This window comes from Janthinobacterium sp. GW456P (assembly GCF_002127655.1).
Lineage (GTDB): Bacteria > Pseudomonadota > Gammaproteobacteria > Burkholderiales > Burkholderiaceae_D > Janthinobacterium.
On record NZ_NEHB01000032.1, the window covers coordinates 1 to 20,599 of the forward strand.

22 protein-coding genes are annotated in these 20,599 nt (G+C 65.9%); 12 read left to right on the top strand and 10 right to left on the bottom strand.

What is annotated here, in order from left to right:
* Positions 1-211 precede the first annotated feature (211 nt).
* Complete coding sequence (locus CBW66_RS23355; protein WP_086139527.1) at positions 212-1,387, bottom strand: multidrug effflux MFS transporter; 1,176 nt, start codon at positions 1,385-1,387, stop codon at positions 212-214.
* 189 nt (positions 1,388-1,576) lie between these two features.
* Between CBW66_RS23355 and epsC the strand changes: the two genes are divergently transcribed.
* Complete coding sequence (gene epsC, locus CBW66_RS23360; protein ID WP_086139528.1) at positions 1,577-2,515, top strand: serine O-acetyltransferase EpsC; 939 nt, start codon at positions 1,577-1,579, stop codon at positions 2,513-2,515.
* Positions 2,516-2,613: 98 nt separating this feature from the next.
* On the opposite strand, the gene CBW66_RS23365 is transcribed toward epsC, so the two are convergent.
* The 5 genes from CBW66_RS23365 to CBW66_RS23385 all read right to left on the bottom strand — a co-directional run bounded on the left by CBW66_RS23365 (position 2,614) and on the right by CBW66_RS23385 (position 7,634).
* Entirely contained in the window at positions 2,614-3,093 is a 480-nt protein-coding gene (locus CBW66_RS23365) for an META domain-containing protein (protein ID WP_086139529.1), read from the bottom strand.
* Positions 3,094-3,181: 88 nt separating this feature from the next.
* A complete protein-coding gene (bla, locus tag CBW66_RS23370) occupies positions 3,182-4,084 on the bottom strand; it encodes a subclass B3 metallo-beta-lactamase (RefSeq protein ID WP_086139530.1) in 903 nt (300 codons plus the stop codon).
* An 82-nt stretch (positions 4,085-4,166) separates the two neighbouring features.
* Positions 4,167-5,558: an LLM class flavin-dependent oxidoreductase gene (locus CBW66_RS23375; RefSeq protein ID WP_086139531.1), complete on the bottom strand. Its 1,392-nt coding sequence runs from the start codon at positions 5,556-5,558 to the stop codon at positions 4,167-4,169.
* A 3-nt stretch (positions 5,559-5,561) separates the two neighbouring features.
* Complete coding sequence (locus CBW66_RS23380; RefSeq protein WP_086139589.1) at positions 5,562-6,389, bottom strand: MetQ/NlpA family ABC transporter substrate-binding protein; 828 nt, start codon at positions 6,387-6,389, stop codon at positions 5,562-5,564.
* Positions 6,390-6,419: 30 nt separating this feature from the next.
* A complete protein-coding gene (locus CBW66_RS23385; protein ID WP_086139532.1) occupies positions 6,420-7,634 on the bottom strand; it encodes an acyl-CoA dehydrogenase family protein in 1,215 nt (404 codons plus the stop codon).
* Between the two features lie 255 nt (positions 7,635-7,889).
* Between CBW66_RS23385 and ssuE the strand changes: the two genes are divergently transcribed.
* From ssuE to CBW66_RS23410, 5 genes are all read left to right on the top strand, one after another.
* Positions 7,890-8,510 (top strand): NADPH-dependent FMN reductase, encoded by a 621-nt coding sequence (gene ssuE / locus CBW66_RS23390; protein WP_086139533.1) that lies wholly within the window; start codon positions 7,890-7,892, stop codon positions 8,508-8,510.
* 99 nt (positions 8,511-8,609) lie between these two features.
* Complete coding sequence (locus tag CBW66_RS23395) at positions 8,610-9,545, top strand: sulfonate ABC transporter substrate-binding protein (RefSeq protein WP_230492274.1); 936 nt, start codon at positions 8,610-8,612, stop codon at positions 9,543-9,545.
* Between the two features lie 12 nt (positions 9,546-9,557).
* The gene (gene ssuD / locus CBW66_RS23400) at positions 9,558-10,718 is read left to right on the top strand and encodes an FMNH2-dependent alkanesulfonate monooxygenase (protein ID WP_086139534.1); all 1,161 of its coding nucleotides are present in this window, start codon (positions 9,558-9,560) and stop codon (positions 10,716-10,718) included.
* A gap of 1 nt (position 10,719) precedes the next feature.
* Positions 10,720-11,511 (top strand): aliphatic sulfonate ABC transporter permease SsuC, encoded by a 792-nt coding sequence (gene ssuC, locus CBW66_RS23405; RefSeq protein WP_086139535.1) that lies wholly within the window; start codon positions 10,720-10,722, stop codon positions 11,509-11,511.
* Positions 11,512-11,528: 17 nt separating this feature from the next.
* Positions 11,529-12,359 (top strand): ATP-binding cassette domain-containing protein, encoded by an 831-nt coding sequence (locus CBW66_RS23410; protein ID WP_086139591.1) that lies wholly within the window; start codon positions 11,529-11,531, stop codon positions 12,357-12,359.
* Here CBW66_RS23410 and CBW66_RS23415 read toward each other — a convergent pair.
* Complete coding sequence (locus tag CBW66_RS23415; protein WP_086139536.1) at positions 12,316-13,026, bottom strand: HAD-IA family hydrolase; 711 nt, start codon at positions 13,024-13,026, stop codon at positions 12,316-12,318. The two genes, CBW66_RS23410 and CBW66_RS23415, sit on opposite strands and share 44 nt — an antisense overlap.
* A 138-nt stretch (positions 13,027-13,164) precedes the next feature.
* Between CBW66_RS23415 and CBW66_RS23420 the strand changes: the two genes are divergently transcribed.
* The gene (locus tag CBW66_RS23420) at positions 13,165-13,584 is read left to right on the top strand and encodes a hypothetical protein (protein WP_086142959.1); all 420 of its coding nucleotides are present in this window, start codon (positions 13,165-13,167) and stop codon (positions 13,582-13,584) included.
* 19 nt (positions 13,585-13,603) lie between these two features.
* Here CBW66_RS23420 and CBW66_RS23425 read toward each other — a convergent pair whose 3' ends face one another.
* On the bottom strand, positions 13,604-14,068 hold the full coding sequence (locus CBW66_RS23425; RefSeq protein ID WP_086139538.1) for an META domain-containing protein: 465 nt from the start codon (positions 14,066-14,068) through the stop codon (positions 13,604-13,606).
* A 149-nt stretch (positions 14,069-14,217) separates the two neighbouring features.
* Here CBW66_RS23425 and CBW66_RS23430 point away from each other — a divergent pair, with 149 nt between their 5' ends.
* The 5 genes from CBW66_RS23430 to CBW66_RS23450 all read left to right on the top strand — a co-directional run bounded on the left by CBW66_RS23430 (position 14,218) and on the right by CBW66_RS23450 (position 19,347).
* Positions 14,218-15,168: a hypothetical protein gene (locus CBW66_RS23430; protein WP_086139539.1), complete on the top strand. Its 951-nt coding sequence runs from the start codon at positions 14,218-14,220 to the stop codon at positions 15,166-15,168.
* Complete coding sequence (locus CBW66_RS23435; protein ID WP_086139540.1) at positions 15,165-16,640, top strand: PLP-dependent aminotransferase family protein; 1,476 nt, start codon at positions 15,165-15,167, stop codon at positions 16,638-16,640. The genes CBW66_RS23430 and CBW66_RS23435 overlap by 4 nt, the downstream gene beginning before the upstream one ends.
* A gap of 95 nt (positions 16,641-16,735) precedes the next feature.
* Positions 16,736-17,941 carry a benzoate/H(+) symporter BenE family transporter gene (locus tag CBW66_RS23440; protein WP_086139541.1) on the top strand — a complete coding sequence of 402 codons (1,206 nt, stop codon included), beginning with the start codon at positions 16,736-16,738 and terminating at the stop codon, positions 17,939-17,941.
* Positions 17,942-18,025: 84 nt separating this feature from the next.
* Positions 18,026-18,769: a CPBP family intramembrane glutamic endopeptidase gene (locus tag CBW66_RS23445; protein WP_086139542.1), complete on the top strand. Its 744-nt coding sequence runs from the start codon at positions 18,026-18,028 to the stop codon at positions 18,767-18,769.
* Positions 18,770-18,804: 35 nt separating this feature from the next.
* A complete protein-coding gene (locus tag CBW66_RS23450) occupies positions 18,805-19,347 on the top strand; it encodes a gamma carbonic anhydrase family protein (protein WP_086139543.1) in 543 nt (180 codons plus the stop codon).
* On the opposite strand, the gene CBW66_RS23455 is transcribed toward CBW66_RS23450, so the two are convergent.
* Both CBW66_RS23455 and CBW66_RS23460 read right to left on the bottom strand, forming a co-directional pair.
* Complete coding sequence (locus CBW66_RS23455; protein ID WP_086139544.1) at positions 19,320-20,261, bottom strand: acyl-CoA desaturase; 942 nt, start codon at positions 20,259-20,261, stop codon at positions 19,320-19,322. The two genes, CBW66_RS23450 and CBW66_RS23455, sit on opposite strands and share 28 nt — an antisense overlap.
* Entirely contained in the window at positions 20,261-20,578 is a 318-nt protein-coding gene (locus tag CBW66_RS23460) for a DUF3144 domain-containing protein (RefSeq protein ID WP_086139545.1), read from the bottom strand. Before CBW66_RS23460 ends, CBW66_RS23455 begins: the two co-directional genes overlap by 1 nt.
* Positions 20,579-20,599 lie beyond the last annotated feature (21 nt).

Here is a 20,599-nt window from a genome sequence, read left to right on the forward strand (position 1 = left end):
AGATCTACGGAGCTGGCTCGGGGCCTAAGGGCGGATACGGCATCCAGTTACCCGGTCTTGATATGCCTATCAAGATTTTGACAGCGGTCGATACCGTTCGCAATACCACGAACGGCATGAGGGGAATAATACAAGGTCGGATTAGCGCTTGCGCGTAATCCGACGTCACCCGCCAACCATGTTGTCGGATTGCGGCCCCACCTAGTCCGACCTACGCTTTTGCGTTACCCTGCGCAAACACCCAGCAAACCAAACTCACCAGCAGTCCCGCCATCACGCCATATGCCAGATTCAGGGCGCTGTCGAACAGCAGCGGCGCCACCAGGCCCGACACCAGCGCGAACAGCAGCATCTGGATGAACGATTGCATCGACGACGCCAGGCCGCTGTTGTTGGGGAAGTGGTTCAGGGCCATCAGGGTCATCGGCGGCATGGCGATCGACAGGGCGAACGAGTAGAAGAACAGCGGCAGCACGGCCCATGGCACTTCGGCGGCAAACACATAGTTGTAGCCGATGTTGGCCAGCGCGGCGACCAGCATCAAGATGAAGCCGGCCCAGATCATCTGGCGCTGGCTGGTGCGGTGGGCGATTTTCGCCGACAGGGCCGAACCGAACACCATGCCGCTGATCAGGGGAATGAACAGCCAGGCAAACGCCGTTTCCGGCAGGTGCAGGATGTTGATGATGAAGTAGGCGGCCGAGCCGATGTACAGGGCGAAGCCGCCAAAGGCGGCGCCGATGGCCGTCGACAGCAGCAGGAACTGGCGGTGGCACAGCACTTTCCAGTAGTTGATGGCGATGTCGCCCAGGTGGAAGGCGTGGCGCTGCTCCTTCGGCAGGCTTTCCGGCAGCGCGCGCCAGACGACGGCGAACATCAGCACGCCGAAGGCCGTCAGGAACCAGAAAATCCAGCGCCAGCCCAGGCTGACCTGCAGCCAGCCGCCCAGCACGGGCGCGATGGCCGGCGCCAGCGCGAATACCATCATGATATGCGAGAGGATTTTTTGCGCGGCGGCACCCGCATAGCGGTCTTGCACGATGGCGCGGCCGATCACGGAACCGGCGCCTGCCGAGAGGCCCTGCAGCACGCGCCAGGCCAGCAGCCAGCCCAGCGACGGCGCCAGCGCGGCGCCCACGGAGGCGATCACATACAGCACCAGCGAGACGAGAATCACGGGACGGCGGCCGAACGAGTCGGACAGGGTGCCGTAAAACAGCATCATGAAGGCGAACGTGAACAGGAAAAAGCTCAGGGTCTGCTGCACCAGCAGGGGGCTGGCATTGAAATCTTGGGTGATGGCGGGGAAAGACGGCAGATAGGTGTCAATTGCAAGCGGTCCGACCATTGCCAGGCCCGCCAAAATCCAGGTTAATAATTTAGTCATGTTGAAGAGTGTTTTTGTTAGTCCGTCATTTTACGCTAGCGGCGGGAATCGGGTCCGGCGCCGCGGCGGTTTGCCATCCATATGCGTTTTTCGCATATGCAACCTTGGAATTCTTCGTTTGCACCGTTTGCCGTCGCCGTTAAGCTGGGGCGACCCGGCTTGTTTGCCGTTTTTTGGAAGTGATACGCCATGCACAGCATTGATCCCGCGGCGCCCGCCGACGACACGGCCCAGTGGAACCTGGGGCCCGTGATCCAGGCCCTGCGCAGCTCGCGCGAAGACAAGCACAAGATCCGCCACAACGGCAGGGTGCGCGAACTGCCTTCGCGCGAAGCCCTCGCCACCATCGTCAACGGCCTGTCGGCGGCCCTGTTCCCCACGCATTACGGGCGGCCGAATCTGACCGATGAAAGCATCGACTATTTTGTCGGCGACACGCTGAACACGACCCTGAACCGCCTCAGCGAACAGGTGCGGCGCGGCTTGCTGTTTTCCATACCAGCTGGCGATGAACAGAGCGGCGCCAGCGACGATGCGGCGCTGGCGCGGCAGGCGCGCGACATCACGCGCGCCTTCGCCGCCAGCCTGCCCGAGATCCGCGCCCTGCTGGTATCGGATGTGCAGGCCGCCTACGCGGGCGACCCGGCCGCCACCTCGGTGGCCGAGATCATGCTGTGCTATCCGGGCACCATCGCCATCTTGTACCACCGCCTGGCGCACCAGCTGCACGCGCTCGGTGCGCCGTTCCTGGCGCGCCTGATCGCCGACATCGCGCACACCCTGACGGGCATCGACATCCACCCCGGCGCGCACATCGGCGCGTCGTTCTTCATCGACCATGGCACCGGCGTGGTGATCGGCGAGACGGCCATCATCGGCCAGCGCGTGCGCCTGTACCAGGCTGTCACCCTGGGCGCCAAGCGTTTTCCTGCCGATGCTTCCGGCGCGCTGATCAAGGGCACGCCGCGCCACCCCATCGTCGAGGACGACGTGGTGATCTACGCGGGCGCGACCGTGCTGGGGCGCATCACCATCGGTGCGGGATCGACTATCGGGGGGAATGTGTGGCTGACGCAGAGCGTGCCGGCGAACAGCAATGTATCGCAGGCGCAGATGCGCAATGATTGAAGCGTGGCCGAGAAAACGTCCATGGCGGCGTTGCGCCTTGCCCTGAACGTTTTTCAGGCACGCTTCAAGCCGGGCGTGGCGCCTGGCTTTGCAAAACCTTACTTCACCGTCAGCGCTTCATAGCGGGCCACGGGCACGCCATCCTTCAGCAGCAGCAAGTCCTGGTCGGCGTAGCGGTAGCCATTGACTTCGCCCAGGGTGGTCATGAGCAGGTGCTCGAGGTCCATGTCCTGCTGCTGGCACATCATCATGGTGCCTGCCATCTGTCCGAAGCTCAGGGTGCTGACGCCATCGCTGGTGTAGCCGCCCATCATCTGGTTGCAGCCGCTGTGGCCACCGGCACGGCCATCGGCCAGCTGCAGGGTCACTTCGCGCTGCTCGGGCGCCTTGCGCACCACCGGCTTGCCCTTCAATTCCTTCAGCTTCCACTGCGTGCCCGTCAGCTTCGGCGCCGGCTTGGCGGGCGAGGTGGCGCCCGGCGCGGCGGCGGCAGCGTCGCTGCGCACCGGCGTTTGCGCGCAGCCGGCCGTGATGGCGACGATGGCGGCGAGGGGAATCAGTCTGGCGAGTTTGAACATGGTATTTCCTGATTAATAACGTGATAGCCGCCAGATTAGCAGATACGCGCCGCGCCAGCGTGCACGGTTGACAAGCTCACTGGCAATTCTACCGCTCCTGCTCCAGCCGCGCCTCAAGCAAGGTGCGCGCCGCGGCCGCGTAGGCGCGGCAGGCCTGCGGATCGACAAAGGCTTCGCTGCCGGCCGTGGCACTCGCTTCCAGCCGTTCCCACAGCTGCGACGCGTCCGGATGCGCCGAAATGAGCACGTCGCAAGGCAGCTTTTCCAGGGTCTCGAAGCTGTGGCGCAGGTCGGCCACCGCGTTCGGATACTCGCTGCTGGCGCTGAACTTGAAGCCTGGGCGCGAGACGGCGTTGAGGCTGTCCGCGTAGACCATGTTCAGGCAGCGGGGGCCGTCGCACGATTGCCACGTCCAGCTCAGGCCCCCGGGCGTGTGGCCCGGCGTGGCGTGCGCCGTCAGTTGGATCGGGCCGACATTGAACTGGCCGCCGTCGCGCGCCAAACGCATGTCCTTCACGGGCGGGTACTTGGGCAGCGCGTGGTATTGCGGGTCGTCCGGTCCCACTTCGCCCGACGCCAGGTCCAGCGCGGCCGACGGGCTGGCGGCCACCAGCGCATCGCTGCGCCGCTGCAGCTCGGCCAGGCCGCCCGCATGGTCGATATGGCCGTGCGAATTGAGGATCAGCTTGACGTCCTCGATGCGAAAACCCAGCGCGCCGATATTGGCGATGATCTTCGGCGCCGACTCCGGCAAGCCGCCGTCGATCAGCACGTGACCTTGCGGCGAGGTGATGAGCACGGAACTGAGGCCTTTCACGCCCACATAATAGGTATTGCCGAAGATGGGGAACGGCGCCTGGTCGGCGTTCCAGGCGGCGCAGGCTTCGCAGCCCGGCGTCGGCGGCGTGACTGGCGCCTGGGCCTGCGCCAGCGTGTCGGCGCCTGCCAGCAGCGCGGCCAGTGCCAGCGCGCGTGAGAGTGTGGGGGGCATTGCGGTCCTTATCAGTGATGCCAGGGTGGCATATGCTGACATGGAACGGGGGCGGACGCAAATTCGCTCCGGCCCCGCCGCGTCAGGCCGCCGCCAGCGCTTCCTGGCTGGGCGCGATGCTGACCTGGCGGCCCGGGTGACCGGCCGGCAGGCGCGGGCCCTGGCCAAAGACCTTGTGGCGCAAGCTGCCTTCCTCGTAGCGGGTGCGGTAGCGGCCGCGCCGCTGCAGTTCCGGCACGATGTGGGCCACCACGTCGGCCATGCTGTCGTGGGCCACGGCGAAGGCGAGATTGAAGCCGTCGATGCCCGTCTCGTCCAGCCACGCTTCCAGCTGGTCGGCCACCTGGCGCGCGTCGCCGACCAGCACGGGGCCGCGCCCGCCCAGGCCGATGTATTCGGCCGCTTCGCGCACCGTCCAGGTGCGGTCCGGGTCGGCCTGAGTGAACGAGGCCAGCGCCGAGCGGCCGGCCGGGGAATCGATGTAGTCGACGGTGGCGTCGAGCGGATAGCGGCTGAAATCGACGCCCGTCCAGCCCGACAGCAGCACGAGCGCCGCCTCGATATTCACGTGGCGCAGATAGTCGGCATGCTTGGCGCGCGCTTCCGCTTCCGTGGCGCCCGTGATGACCAGCGCCTGCGCGTAGATCAGCAGCGCCTCGCCATCGCGCCCGCTTTGCCGCACGGCGGCGCGCAAGTCATCGGCGTAGCGCTTGACGACCGTCTTGCTGGGACCGCTGACAAACGTCGCTTCCGCGTGGCGCGCCGCGAAGCGCGTGCCGCGCGGCGAGGTGCCCGCCTGGTACAGCAGCGGCGTGCGCTGCGGCGATGGCTCGCACAGATGGATGCCGGGCACCTGGTAGTGGCGCCCGGCATGGTTGATCGGATGGACCTTGGCCGGATCGGCGTAGATTGCGCGCGCCTTGTCGTTGACGACGGCGTCGTCGTCCCAGCTCTTTTCCCACAGTTTGTAGACGACTTCCAGGTACTCGTCGGCCAGGTCGTAGCGTTCGTCGTGGCCCAACTGCTGGTTCAAGCCCAGGTTGCGCGCCGCGCTATCGAGATAGCCGGTGACGATATTCCAGCCGATGCGCCCACCCGTCAGGTGGTCGAGCGTGGAAATGCGCCGCGCGAACGTGTACGGATGCTCGTAGGTGAGGGCGCAGGTGACGCCGAAACCCAGGTGCGTGGTCGTCTGCGCCATGATGGGCACGAGGGCCAGCGGGTCGTTCAGCGGCACCTGCACGCCGTGTTCCATGGCCGCATCGAGGCTGCCCCGGTACACGTCATACACGCCCAGCACGTCGGCGAGAAAAACCGCGTCGAACAGGCCCGCTTCCAGCAGGCGCGCCAGTTCCGTCCAGTGTTCGGGATCGGTGTAGCGGTGGCTGCGGTCGCGCGCATGCGTCCACAGGCCCGGCGACTGGTGGCCGACGGTATTCATCTGGAAGGCGTTGAAGCGTATCGTCTTGGCCATGGCTTATTTGGCTGCCGTCTGCAAGGCTTGCTGGTAATCGGGTTTCGAATAGCCGGCAAAGTGTTTATTGGTGATGTCGAGGAATTCGCGCGAGCGGTAGGCGGCCGCCAGGTCCTTGGCGAACTGCTTGTCCTTGTCGGCCGTGCGGATGGCCACCAGGTTGATGTAGTTGGGCGAGATCTTCTCGGCCACCAGCGCCTCCGTCAGCTTCAGCCCCGACGCCAGCGCGTAATTGCCATTGATGAAGGAGTAATCGGTGTCGCCCAGCGAGCGTGGCAGCTGCGCCGCTTCCAGCGGCAGCAGCTTGATTTTCTTCGTGTTGACGGCGATATCCTTCTCCGACGCGCGCACGGGGTCGAAGCTGGGGCGCAGCTTGATCCAGCCCAGCTGGTCGAGCAGCACCAGCGCGCGCGCCTGGTTGGTCGGATCGTTCGGCAAGCCCACGGTCGTGCCTTCCTTCACGTCGTCCAGGGTCTTGTGCTTCTTGCTGTAGATGGCGATCGGCGCCGTGGGTATCGTGATCAGGTCCGTCAGGGCCAGCTTGTGCTCCAGCGCGAATTTCTTCAGGTAGACGATGTGCTGGAAGACGTTGGCGTCGAGCGAACCTTCGGCCAGCGCGAAGTTCGGCTGGATATAGTCGTTGAATTCCACCAGCTTGACCTTGTAGCCCTGTTTTTCCAGGATAGGCTTGATGCCCAGCTTGATCTGGTCCGCATACGGCCCGGCGCTGGTGCCGATGGTGATGTCTTTCGGGTCTTTCGCTTGGGCGAAGCTGGCTGCCAGGGCCAGGGTCAGGGCGCTGAGGACGATGCTGCGGCGGGTGATGGTCAGGATGGTCATGATGGCTCCAGGGTGGGTAAATTACGAATACGCCGTCGGCTCGGGCAGCGTGTCGTTCAAGGCAAAGCGTCCCAGGTCGCGCAGCTTGTAGTCGATGGGGTCGTGCAGGGTATGCACGCGCACGTTGCGCCAGTAGCGGTCGAAGCCGTATTGGGCCGAGGTGGAGCGCGCGCCCGTCAGTTCGAACATCTGGCTGCTGATTTCAAGGCCCGCCTTGTGCGACAGGCATTTGGCTTCTGCGACAGCCACGGCCAGCAAGCCCCGTTCGCGCGCCGTCACCAGCGCGCCCTTGCGGAAGACCTTTTCCAGTTCCTGCGCCGCCGCGTCGGCCAGCACTTGCGCGGGGCGCAGCAAGAGCCACAGCTGGCCGTAGCGGTGCTGCACCAAAGGGTCATCCGTGGCTTGCGCCACGCCCGAGGCAAACCAGGCTTTCGCCTGCTCGTCCGTGTAGCGGCGCGCCGCCTCGAACGCGCCTTCGGCGATGCCCAGGTACAGATTGGTCATGATCAGCTGCGCGATCTGCGAGCGCACGGTGGCTTGCGGCGTGGCGGCCTGCGCGGGCGCCTGCAGCACCAGCTCGCGCGCCAGGGCGACTCCTTCAAAGTGGACATTGCCGCTATCCGTCTGGCGCTGGCCGAACGCGTCCCAGTCCGCCTGCACGGTCACGCCATCCTGGCGCGTGGGCAGGGCGGCGATCAGCGCCGTCTGCGTGGGCGCGTGCCAGGCGGAGACGGTCAGCCAGTCGGAGCCGACGGAACCGGACGAAAAGCTCTTGATGCCGTCGAGGACGTAGCCGTCGCCGCTGTCGCTGGCCGTGACCCGTTTGTCGAGGGGATTCAAGGCATTGCCCCAGAACAGACGCTCGTCGACGGTCAAGGCAAGCAGGCGGCGCTGCTGCTGCGCGCTGCCATACAGCTGCAGGCCCGCCAGTTGCAGATGGTGGAAGCCGAAGACATGCGCCAGCGCGCTGTCGGCCCGCGCCAGGATGCGGATCACCTGGTACACGAGGGGCCACGACGCGCCCTGGCCGCCGAATTCCACGGGAATCGACAAAGTGAGCAGACCTGAATCGCGCAGCCATTCGCGTTCCTGCGCCGCGTGGCCGCCGGCCTGGTCGCGGGCATTGGCCGTTTCGGCCAGGCGCGCGGCCAGCGTTGTGGCGATGCGGATGGCGTCCTGCAGGGGTTCCGCTGCAAATGCGTCGGGGCGGGTGGCATGGAGAAAAGCGCTGGACATGAGTGATATTCCGGAAAGACGATGACGCCGATATTGCACCGCCGGGCGCGCGCCGTACACGAAGAAAACCGCGCATGGATATGCGGAAAAAGCCATGCGGAGAGGAGCGCCTTCGCTTGCGGGGCGTCAGGCCCGGATAGACAAAAAACGCATATCGAAGCGCGAAAGCATTCGTTTTATCGGGCCGCTGATGGCGATAGGCTGCAAGCATCCAGGTAGCCAAATCACACCATCACGTACAGGGACGGGCATCACATGAGCATCTTGTTATTGGGCGGCAGCCCGCAACTCCCATCGAGTTCCAGCCGTTTGCTGCTGCACATCGGCGAACAACTGGCGCTGCAGGGCCATAGCTACGCCCAGCTGCATGTGCGCGACTTGCCGGCGCGCGCCCTGCTGCTGGCCGACTACGACGACGCGGCGATCGCCCGCGCCGTGCGCGCCGTGGCCGACGCCGACGCCATCGTAGTGGCCACGCCCATCTACAAGGCGTCGTATACCGGCTTGCTGAAAGCCTTCCTCGACCTGCTGCCGCAAGACGGCCTGGCCGGCAAGCTGGTGCTGCCGCTGGCCACGGGCGGCGGCCACGCCCACACCCTGGCGCTCGACTATGCCCTGCGCCCCGTGCTGCATGCGCTGGGTGCCAGGCAGGTCTTCACCAGCATCTATGCGAATGCGCAGCAGCTGGCGTGGCACGAAGAGCGGGGCTTGAGCCTGGATGCGCCGATCGCCGCGCGCGTGCAGGCCGGCATCGAGGAACTGTCCAGCGGCCTGTTCGTGCTGCAGGGGCAGCGTCCGTCCGCGCCGGCAGAAGTCCCTCACCCCGTGCGTTCGCTGCAAGACCAGCCTTACGCCGCCCGCTATCAAGCCGCCTGATTATTCACCGACCAAGGAAGCACCATGACACACCGCCACGCACAACGCCTTTCGCGCCGTACCACTCTGGGTCTGCTGTTTGCCGCCGCTGCCGGCGTGATGGCGGCCGGCATGCCGGCCGCGGCACAGGCGCAGGCCAAGGGGGAAGTGCAGGTGCAGGTACGTATTGGCTACCAGAAATACGGCACATTGACCTTGCTGAAGGGACGCGGCACTTTGGAAAAGCGCCTGGCGGGGCAGGGCGTGGGCGTGCAATGGACGGAGTTCCCGGCCGGCCCCGTGCTGCTCGAGGGCTTGAACGTGGGCAGCATCGATTTCGGCACCGTGGGCGAGGCGCCGCCGATCTTTGCGCAGGCGGCGGGCGCCAACCTGGTGTATGTCGGCAATGAGCCGGCGTCGCCCGCCAGCGAAGCCATCGTCGTGCCCAAGGGCTCCGGCCTGCGCACCCTGGCCGACTTGAAGGGCAAGAAAATCGCCCTGAACAAGGGCTCGAACGTGCATTACCTGTTGTTGAAAGCGCTGGAAAAGGCGGGTATTGCGTACGCCGACATCCAGCCCGTGTTCCTGCCGCCGGCCGATGCGCGCGCCGCTTTTGAACGGGGCAGCGTCGATGCCTGGGCCATCTGGGATCCGTTCCTGGCGGCCGCCGAAAAGCAGCTGGGCGCCCGCGTGCTGGCCGACGGCAAGGGCCTGGTGGCGAACTACCAGTTTTATCTCGCCTCGCGCACGTATGCGGAAAAGCATCCCGAGATCCTGCGCATCGTGCTCGACGAAGTCGCCAAGGTCGATGACTGGGGCCGCAACCACCCGGAGGAAGTGGCGGCGATCCTGTCGGCGCAGACGGGGCTGGGCAAGGATGTCGTGGCGCTGGCCGCTACGCGCTATGCGTATGGCGTCAAACCCGTGTCGGTCGACGTCATCGCCTCGCAGCAAAGGGTGGCCGATGCGTTTTCCAGCCTGAAGCTGATCCCGAAGCCGATCGTCGTCAAGGATGCGCTGCTGCCGGCGCGCCAGCTGGCCACCAGCGCAAAATAAGGAACCAATACCATGTCATTGAATGTCTTCTGGTTTATCCCCACCCACGGCGACAGCCGTTACCTGGGCACCGCGCAGGGCGCGCGCCCCGTCGATGCCGATTATCTGCGCCAGGTGGCGGTGGCGGCCGACACGCTCGGCTACGACGGCGTGCTGCTGCCCACGGGCCGCTCCTGCGAAGACGCGTGGGTGGTGGCGTCGTCGCTGATCAGCGTGACGCAAAAGCTCAAATTTCTGGTCGCCGTGCGGCCCGGCCTGTCCACGCCCGGCCTGGCGGTGCGCATGGCGTCCACCTTCGACCGCCTGTCGAACGGGCGTCTCCTGATCAACGTCGTCACGGGCGGCGACCAGGGCGAGCTGGAAGCGGACGGCCTGTTTGCCGACCACGCCAAGCGCTACGAGATTTCCGATGAATTCATCAAGGTGTGGCGCGCCACCCTGGCGGGCGAGGGCGGCGCGGCCGGCTACGATTTCGAGGGCAAGCATATCCAGGTCAAAGGCGCGAAAACCCTGTATCCGCCCGTGCAGAAACCGTATCCGCCGCTGTATTTCGGCGGCTCGTCCGAGCCCGCGCACGAACTGGCGGCCGAGCAGATGGACGTGTACCTGACGTGGGGCGAGCCGCCCGCCGCAGTCGCCGAGAAAATCGCCGACATCCGCGCGCGCGCGGCAAAAAAAGGCCGCACAGTCCGGTTTGGCATCCGATTGCACGTGATCGTGCGCGAGACGAACGAAGCGGCCTGGCGCGCGGCCGATGAACTGATCAGCCACCTGGACGACGACATCATCGCCAAGGCGCAGGCGGCCTTTTCCAAAATGGATTCCGTGGGCCAGCAACGGATGGCGGCCCTGCACGGCGGGCGGCGCGACAAGCTCGAAGTGTCGCCCAACCTGTGGGCCGGCGTGGGCCTGGTGCGCGGCGGCGCGGGCACGGCCCTGGTCGGTGACGGTCCGACCGTGGTGGCGCGCATGCAGGAATACGCGGACCTGGGCGTCGATACCTTCATTTTCTCCGGTTATCCGCACCTGGAAGAGTCGTACCGTTTCGCCGAACTGGTGTTTCCGCTGCTGGGCAAGGGCAAGGCCGTGGGCGAGCAATCCTTGAGCGGCCCTTTCGGCGAAGTCATGGCCAGCAATATCGTGCCGGCCGCGCCGCAGAAAAAGGCAGCCTGAGATGGCGGCCGGCACCACAAAACAGACAAGCGTCGCGCCGTGGCGCAATGCCTTGGCGCCATGGGCCTTGCCCGTGGCGCTGCTGCTGGCCTGGCAGCTGGCGGCGCAGTGGGGCTGGCTGTCGAGCCGCATCCTGCCCGAGCCGTGGGCCGTGGCGAAGGCTTTCTGGCATTTGGCCGCCTCGGGCGAGCTGTGGCTGCACCTGAAAACGAGCTTGTGGCGCGCGGCGGTGGGTTTCGCCGTCGGCGCGGGACTGGGCTTGCTGCTGGGACTATTGACGGGCAGCTTCCGCCACGCGGAAACCCTGCTCGACACGACTTTGCAAATGGTGCGCAACATCCCGGCATTGGCCCTGATCCCGCTGGTGATCCTGTGGTTCGGCATCGACGAGACGGCGAAACTCTTTTTGCTGGCCGTCGGCGTGTTCTTTCCCGTCTACCTGAACACCTTCCACGGCATCCGCTCGGCCGACCAGGGCTTGATCGAAATGGCGAAAAGCTATGGCTTGTCCGGCTGGCCTTTGTACCGCGACGTGATCCTGCCGGCCGCCATGCCGTCCATCCTGGTCGGCGTGCGCTTTTCGCTGGGGCTCGTGTGGGTGCTGCTGATCGTCGCCGAAACCATCTCGGCGCAGGCCGGCATCGGTTACATGACCATGAATGCGCGTGAATTTTTGCAAACGGACGTGGTACTGGTGGGGATCTTGCTGTACGCCTTGCTGGGCAAGCTGGCCGATGTGTTCTCGCGCCGGCTGGAGCGCCACTGCCTGCGCTGGAATCCCGCCTACCGCTAATGATTGAAGAGGACACCATGCTGCTCGCCCCCATCCAGATCGAAACGGATTTTTTGTCGCATTTCGTGCAATACGACCCGGCCAGCGCGCCGCCGCAGGCGAAGGCGGCACCGTGCGCTCCTTTGCAACGGCGTGGCGTTCCCCTGGAACTGACGAACCTGAGCAAATCCTACACCAGCCGCCCCGTGCTGAGCAACGTCGACCTGCAGCTGGAAGCGGGCGAATTTGTCGCCATCGTGGGACGCAGCGGCTGCGGCAAGAGCACCTTGCTGCGTTCGATCGCGGGACTGGAAAGCGTCGATGACGGCAGCATCGCCATCGGCAGCGGCGTCGGGGCGCCCGACATCCGCATCATGTTCCAGGAGTCGCGGCTGCTGCCCTGGAAGACGGTGCTCGACAACGTGGCCCTGGGCCTGCCCCGTTCCGTCGGCGCGGCGGCCGCCTCGCTGTGGACGGTGGGCTTGGCCGAGCGGGCGGACGACTGGCCGTCGGCCCTGTCGGGCGGGCAGAAGCAGCGCGTGGCACTGGCCCGCGCCCTCGTGCACGAGCCGCAACTGCTGCTGCTGGACGAACCGCTGGGCGCGCTCGACGCCCTGACGCGCATCGAGATGCAGCAGCTGATCGAGTCGCTGTGGCTGGCGCGCGGTTTCACGGCCGTGCTGGTGACGCACGACGTGGCCGAAGCCGTGGCGCTGGCCGACCGCGTGCTCTTGATCGAGGAGGGGCGGATTGCGCTGGACGTGCTGGTCGACTTGCCACGCCCGCGCCAGCGCGGCACTGCGGCTTTCGCCGCGCTCGAGCAGGCTATCTTGTCGCGCGTGCTGCAGCCGTCTCGGCCAGGACAATAAAGCCGTCGCCATCGACGGACGCCACGAGGCCCTCGTAGCTGGCGATGGCCGGGTGGCGCGTGGCCAGCGGGTGCGCATGCGTGGCGGTGACGACGATGACCTTCGCGCCGGCCGCTTCGCCCGCTTCGATGCCGACCGATGCGTCTTCAAAGACCAGGCAGTCGGCCGGCGCCACGCCCAGTTTTTCCGCCGCCAGCAGGTAGCAATCGGGCTTTGGTTTACCCGCCTTGACGTCTTCCGCCGTCACCATGATGGCCGGTATCGGCATGCCGGCCGCCTTCAGGCGCGCCGTGGCCAGCGCGCGTGGCGCCGAGGTGACGATGGCCCATTGCGCGGGCGGCAGCGACGTCAAAAAACGCAGCGCGCCCGCGATTTCGATAATCCCTTCCACATCGACGATTTCCGCATCCGTGATGCCCTGCGATTCGCGCTGCGCATCGACGCCGGGCAAGCGCAGCCTGGCGATGGTGTCGACCGAGCGCGCGCCGTGGATGGTGGGCAGAAAGGCCGCCACGTCGAGGCCCTGGCGCTGCGCCCACGTGCCCCAGATACGCTCGGCGGCGGCGATGGAATTGATGACGGTGCCGTCCATGTCGAACAGAAAAGCCCGGTAGCGGCCGGCGGCCGATGGCATTGATGGAGACGACGGCGAGGGCAGTGCGGACATGGCTTCCTTCCAGGCGGGTGGGTCGAGGCTTTTTTGGAAGTGTCCATTGTAAAGTGAAAGCGCAATATGCGTGCTGTGCTACATTCAGCGCATCGGTCATTGTGGCCGGCAAGATACTGATACGGACAAGGACAGATAGTGGCAATCGAGTTTTCGTTGGAAGCGGATGCGCAACTGGAGCAGGAAGTGTTGACCGGCGTTCTGACGCGCTGCGGGGCGCAGGAGTTCAAGCCGACCGACAGGGGCTTCAATGGCTGGTTCCCCGAATCGGGCCTGAGTTTTTATGTCCGCATCAGGGGCATCGAGCAAGGTATTGGAAGCGCCAGCCCTGAAGGCGTGCTTGCCGAATTTTTGCCGTCGCCGCAGGACTGGCGGGTGGAATACAGGATCAATTTCCGCTACAACAGCGATGAATACGATGCTTGCAGCAGCACTTTGCGCGAGGTCGTTGCATGCCTGGTCGAATCGAGCCCCTGCAAATTTGTTGTCTCATTTCAATCTGAACAGGTGTACTGTTTGCGTAATCAGCGGGGGCTGGAAATCTTCAAGGTCATCTGAGCTGCTGTCGGATGACAGCCTATAGGTACACCGATTCAAACCGCGCCACGGGCGCGCCATCCTTGAGCAGTATCAGGTATTCGCCATCGAAACGGTAGCCCGTCACGCTGTTCAAGTTGGCCAATACGGCGCTTTCCAGCTGCATCAACGGCGGCGGACAGGCCATGCGGGTGCCGGCCAGCTGCGTGAAGCGCAGGGCCGTGCCGGCGAGCGTGTAACCGCCCATGACCTGATTGCAGCCCGTAAAACCATGGACCTTGCCATCGTCGGTGAGGGTGATGCGCACTTCGCGCTCCTGCCCTGGCGCCATCGTCACGGGGGCGCCATCGAGCTCTGTCAGCTTCCAGTAGGTGTTCGTCAGGCTGTACGTCGGGGCCAGGCCGGTGTCCGCGGTGGCGTTGCCGGCGCTGCCAGACGTGGTGGCGCAGCCGCTGGCCATGGCGATGGCGGCGGCAAGGGATAGGTATTTCAGGCGATGCAGCATGGAAGTCTCCTGTGAAGATGGAATGCCTGCACACTAGCAGGTTTTGCGCGCCGACCGGCGTACCGCAGAGGCGATTGTTTCCATTTTGCCAGCCTTGGCATTACACTCATGCTTTGTGCCGTTTTCAACTTTTACCGGGAGCCGGGCCGATGCTGCAAGCGCAAGCGCTGGATAACCGACTGGTCGCCACCACTGGCGACGACGTGCTGGTCGACCGCATCGTGCCCGGCGCGCCGCTGGTCATCGCCTTCGGCTTCGTCTCGTGGACCACGCGTCCCGCCTTCGATTTTTATGGGCGCCTGAGAAAGCTGGAGCAGGCCAGCGGGCAGCCGCTGAACAAGATCCTCGTGCGCGATTCGGGCAATGCCTGGTATCACCGCCGCATCGCGGGGCTGGGAAATCATGTCGACGAAACGGCGCAAGCCTTGCGCGATCTCGTGCGCCGCATTGCGCCAAGTACTATCACCACCCTCGGCCAGTCCATGGGCGGTTACGCGGCCGTCATGTATGGCTTGCTGCTGGACGCGCAGCAGATCGTCGCCTTCGGGCCATTGTCCTTCCTCGACGTGCGGCAGGCGCGCTTGTACCATGAGCTGCGCTGGCTGCCCGTGATGGAATCGCTGGCGCAGGACCCGCCGGCGTCGGGCTATTACGACCTGGCGGCCCTGTGCCGCGCCAGGGCAACCGAGGATACGCAGATGCACCTGGTGTTCGGCACCCGGCCTGACGTGGCCCGGCCTGACGCGGCCAACCCTGGCGCCGGCGCCGGCGAATCCGTCAACCTCGATGCCATGCACGCGCAGCGCCTGGCCGCCTTCGGCCGCTGCACCCTGCACCCGTATCCGCAGTCCGGCCACGCCGTGGTGCAGCACCTGATCGACACGAAGCGCATCAACGGCTTGCTGGCCGAATGCATACTCGGACTTGCGCTGGCGCCCGAACCGATGCCGGAGATCGGCGCCGCCTGGCAGGACTGGGTGGCGGAAAACCTGCGCCTGGGCTGCGCCGGCGAACAGCTGGTGGCGGTGCTGCAGCAGCACGGCTTTTCGCTGGCCAGCAGCATGGCCGCCGTGGATGCCGCCCGCGCCAAGGCCATATGACGCCGCAGTTCGAGCTCGACACCCTGAAAATGCGCATCGCCGCTCCCGGACTGGCGGCGCTCGACTTGCGTGTACGGGTGCAGCGCGCGCTGCGCCAATTGATACTCGATGGCGTACTGGCGCCCGGCCTGCGCCTGCCGGCCACGCGCGCGCTGGCGCAATCGCTGGGCGTGTCGCGCGACACCGTGGAAATGGCGTACGCGCAGCTGCGCCTCGATGGCTATGTGCGGCGCCAGGCGGGGTCGGGCAGTTTTGTCTCGCCGACGATAGGCGCGAGCCTGCTGGGCAAGCCCGCGATGACGCTCTCGCCCTTGTCCGCGCAGCCGGTGGCGCTCAGTGCGCGCGGCGCGCAGATTCTCGCCAGCGGCGGCGTGGCCGACCGGCGCAGCGTGCAGGCGTTTGCCACGGGCTTGCCGGAAACGAGGGCCTTTCCGCTCGACGTGTGGGAGCGCCTGCGGCGCCAGGCCGCCGGCGAACACCATGCCGAGGTGCTGCTGCACGGCGATCCGCAAGGCGCGCTGCCGCTGCGCCAGGCCATCGCCGACTATGTCAACCTGGAGCGCGGCGCGCGCGCCACGGCCGATCGGGTGCTGGTGCTGAGCAGCACGCGCCAGGCCCTGTACCTGTGCGCGCAGGTGCTGGCCGACGCGCATGGCCCCATCCTGATGGAAGACCCCGGCTATTTCGGCGCGCGCAAGGCCTTCGAGATGGCGCAATTGCAGGTCGTGCCCGTGCCCGTCGATGCCGATGGCTTGTCCATCGACCACCTGCGCGCGGACCGCAGCGGGGCGAACACGATCTACGTCACGCCCTCGCACCAGTATCCGACGGGCGCCACCCTGGCGCTCGAGCGCCGCCTGGCCCTGACTGCCTGGGCGGCCGAGCGCCAGGGCTGGATCATCGAGGACGATTACGACAGCCAGTTCCACTATGCAGGCTTGCCGACGGCGTGCGTGCAGGGGCTCGACACGCAGCAGCGCACGATTTACCTGGGCACTTTCGCCAAGTCGCTGTATCCGGGCCTGCGCATCGGCTACATGGTGCTGCCGCCCGCGCTGGTCCAGCCGATGACCTATGCGCGCAGCATCCTCGATGGCCACACGCCGCAACTGGACCAGCTGACCTTGGCCCGTTTCATCGCCGACGGCCATTTTGCGGCCCATGTGCGCGCCATGCGCAAGGTCTACGCCGTGCGCCGCGATGCGATGGCACAAGCCGTGCAGCGACACTTGCCGCATGTCGTCACGGCCCAGCTGCCGCCGGGCGGCTTGCAACTGCCGTGCCTGCTGCATGAGGGCAGGGCCGAGCTGGAAACGCTACGCCTGGCGGCCCAGGCAGGCATCGTGCTGCCGGGCCTGAGCCGCCTGTATGCGACGCCGCCGCAGCGCGGTGGCTGGCTGCTGGGCTTTGCGGCGCTCACGCCGCACGAGATCGACAGCGGCATCGTCCGCCTGGCCCGCGCACTGGGGTGATTGCTCAAGTGGTCTGTTACATGTGAATAAATTGGCCTGCCTGGGCAGTCCATGCGACCCTTACCATGCTTCCTTTCAATGACAGGGGCATAGACATGACAACCACCACCACAACGGCCGCTCTGGCCGACCGGGCGCGCTGGCGCGACCTGGCATCGCCCGCCATGGCGGCCTTCATCTCCGTCCTCGTCAACTATGGCGGCACCTTCGTGCTGGTGTTCCAGGCGGCCCAGCTGGCCCAGCTGAGCGCGGCGCAGACGGCATCCTGGGTCTGGTCGCTGAGCATCGGCGTGGGCGTGACGGGCATCTGGCTCAGCTACCGCTACCGCGCGCCCATCATCACCGCCTGGTCCACGCCCGGCGTGGCCTTCCTGGCCACCGTCATGCCGCATACGCCGTATGCCGAGGTGATCGGCGCCTATATCGTGTCCGCCATCGCCTTCATTTTGCTGGGCATGTCCGGCGCCTTCGAGCGCCTGGTGCGGCTGATACCGGGCGGCATCGCGGCGGGATTGCTTGCCGGCATCTTGCTGCAGTTTGGCGTCAACGCGTTCGGCGGCGCCAGCGCCGATCCCGTGCTGGTCGCGGTCTTGCTGCTGTCGTACGCCGTGCTGCGCCGGTTCACGGCACGTTTTGCCGTGGTGGGCATCATGCTGATCGGTCTGGTCCTGCTGCTGGCGCAGGGGCGCATCGATGCGCAAGGTATCGAACTGGCCCTGGCCGCGCCCGTGTTCGAGATGCCGCGCTTTTCCGTGGCGTCGCTGCTGGGCGTGGCGCTGCCGCTGTTCCTGATTACGCTGACGGGGCAATACATGCCCGGCATGCTGGTGCTGCGCAATGACGGTTACCAGGTCAGCGCCAATCCCATCCTGACGGTGACGGGCCTCGGTTCGCTGCTGATGGCGCCGTTCGGCGCGCACGCGTTCAACGTGGCCGCCATCACGGCCGCCATCTGCACGGGCAAGGATGCCCATGCGGACCCGTCGAAGCGCTATGTCGCGGGCCTGGCTTGCGGCGTGCTGTACATCCTCGTGGGCATCTTTGGCGTCACCCTGGCGAGCCTGTTCATGGTCTTGCCGCGCGGTTTCATCACGGCGCTGGCGGGCCTGGCCCTGCTGGGCGCCATCGGCAACAGCCTGGCGCAGGCGATGGCGGACGTGCGCATGCGCGAAACGGCCTTGATTACTTTCCTGGCGACGGCCGCCAACGTGACCCTGCTGGGCGTGGGCGGCGCCCTGTGGGGCTTGGCTGCGGGTCTGGCCGCGCATGCGCTGATGCATGGCTGGCGCAAGGCGGCATAGCAAGACAGGTTGCCCATGTTGCCAGCTGCCGCATACAATTGCTGCGCCCGTGCCCGTTGGCACCGTACTTTCCCGATGTGAACGATGGACGACCTGACTTCCCTGGCGCAGTATCTGCTGGCGATCACGCCCGCCTTCCTCGTCTGCGGCGCCTTGCTGCTGGCCATGCCACGTGGCGGGCAGCGGACGGTGCCGCTGCTGCGCGTGCTCGTGCACATCCTGTTTTTCGTGCTGGCGCGCGACGCGATGACGGCGCACGGCTACTGGCAGGTGGCGGCGGGCGGCTTGCGCTTCACGGCGCCGCCGCCGGTCTTGCTGGCGCTGGGCACCATGTCGCTGGGGCTGGTGGCAAGCGCGTGCTGGCTGGAGGCCGAGGCGCGCCGCCAGATCCGCTGGCTGGGCATGCGGCCGGCCCTGTCCGTGCTGCTGGGCGCGGGAGGCGCTTGCCTGATTGTCGGGCTGGCGACGCGCTTGAAAGCCGCGTTCGGCTTGCCGTCGCTGGCGCCCGTCGCGCCATCCGCGCTGCCCTTGCTGCTGGGCTTTGCGCTGGCGGCCAACTGTTACGAGGAATTGCTGTTTCGCGGCTTGCTGCAGCAGCAATTGCGCGCCTGGCTGCCGGCCTGGCGCGCGGCGCTGGTGTCGGGCCTGCTGTTTGGCCTGTGCCACGCCTTCCTTGCCACCACCGTCACGCAGGTGGGTGCACCCATCCTCGTCTTCACCGTGATCGAGGGCGTGGTGGCGGGGCTGGTATATTGCCGTGCCGGCTTGCTGGGCGCATCCCTGGCGCATGGCCTGGCGATTTTTGCGCTGGCCGCCGGCTGGGTGTGAACCCTGTTGTTTAATATTAAAGAAACGAGAAGACAATGCCCATAAGTTCCTACCTGAATACCCGCCCCGTCGTGGGCGAGCGCGTCTACCTGCATGACACGGCGCAAGTGATCGGCGACGTGCAGATCGGCGACGACTGCTCGATCTGGTGCAACAGCGTGCTGCGCGGCGACGTCAACCGCATCGTCATCGGCGAGGGCAGTAATATCCAGGACTTTTCCATGGGCCACGTGTCGCACAGGAATGCGGCCAAGCCCGATGGTTCGCCCTTGACCATCGGCAAATACGTGACCATCGGCCATTCCGTGATCTTGCATGGCTGCACGATTGGCGACGAATGCCTGATCGGCATGGGCAGCATCGTCATGGATGACGTGGTGGTGGAAAAGCACGTGATGCTGGGCGCGGGCAGCCTGGTGTCGCCGGGCAAGGTACTGGAAAGCGGCCACCTGTACGTGGGCCGTCCCGCCGCCAAGGTGCGCCCTCTAACGGAAGCGGAGATCGCCTACCTGCGCTATTCGGCCGAGCACTATGTGCGCGTCAAGAACAATTACCTGGCCGGTGGCGACGACGCCTGAGCGCCAGCGCGATCAAGGCGGCGCAGTTCCGGCCGCGGCGCCAGGTCCCCGGGCAGGCGCAGGGCGGAGACGAGGCCCAGGCGGCGCAACAGCAGCAGCGCCCACCAGCCCGGGTCCCATTCGCCCGGCAGCAGGCCCAGCCTGGCCGAGCCCGGATACGCGTGATGGTTGTTGTGCCAGCATTCGCCCATGGTCAGCAGCGACGTCAGGCGGATATTTTTGCCTTGCACGGCGGCGCCGTCGACATGAAAATGCATCTGGCCATGGTTGTGGGCGAAGTAGCCGATCAGCCAGTGGCCGAGCACGCCGGCGCTGACGCGCGCGCACACGCCCCAGCAGACAAAACCCCAGCCGCCCCAGGCGAAGCACAGCACGGCCCACGGCAGTTGCTGCAGCATCCAGGTGCTTTCCAGGAAACGGTAAAAGCGGTCGTGTGCGATGCGCGGCTCGATGGCGATGTGCGGCGGGTGGGCAAGGTCCAGGCGGCAGTGTAATTGCCACCAGGCATCGCGCCAGAAACCGGCGCCGTGGCGCAAATAGGGATGGCAAGCGGGCAGGCGCTGGGCGTAGTCGCGCAGCTCGTGCTGGCGAAGCAGGCCCAGCGGGCCGCTGAGGCCTACCAGCACGCCCAGGTAGACGAACACATATTCCAGCCATTGTGGGCATGCAAAACTGTCGTGTATCAGTTTTCGGTGGCTGCCCAGCGAATGGCCGAACAGCAGGACGATGGCCGTGCCGGCCGCAAACAGCAGCAGGCCGGCCCAGCTGAAGAAGCACAGGGCGCCCGTCGCGGCGCCGGCCAGCATGGCTAGCAGCCACAGCGATTGCAGTGGCGCGTAGCGCACCACGCCGTCGAGCACGCTGCCCGCGTGGGTGGCGCGGGCGCGGTGGCCGTCCAGGCTGGCTGCGGACATCAGCCCTTGGGGGCCGACGACGGTTGCGTGTACTTGTCGAAGTTGGTGATGTAATCGTTGAAGTTGTCGGTCAGCATGCGCTTGTACTGTTCCGTGAAGAAGGCCACGGCGCCTTCCTTTTCCTGCTGCATCTTGGCCACGTCGTTGCTCTTGCTGGCGACGAGGAAGGCGTTGAAGCGGGCAGCCGCGTACAGCAGCGAAGTGGCCACTTCATTGCCGCCGCTGTGCATGCATTGTTCATTGGCCAGGGCGATGACCTGGTCGGCGCGTTCCCAGAATTCCGGGCCCGCTGCTGGTTTTGTCGTTGGTGTGCTCATAAAAATCCTTCATGAAAGTGC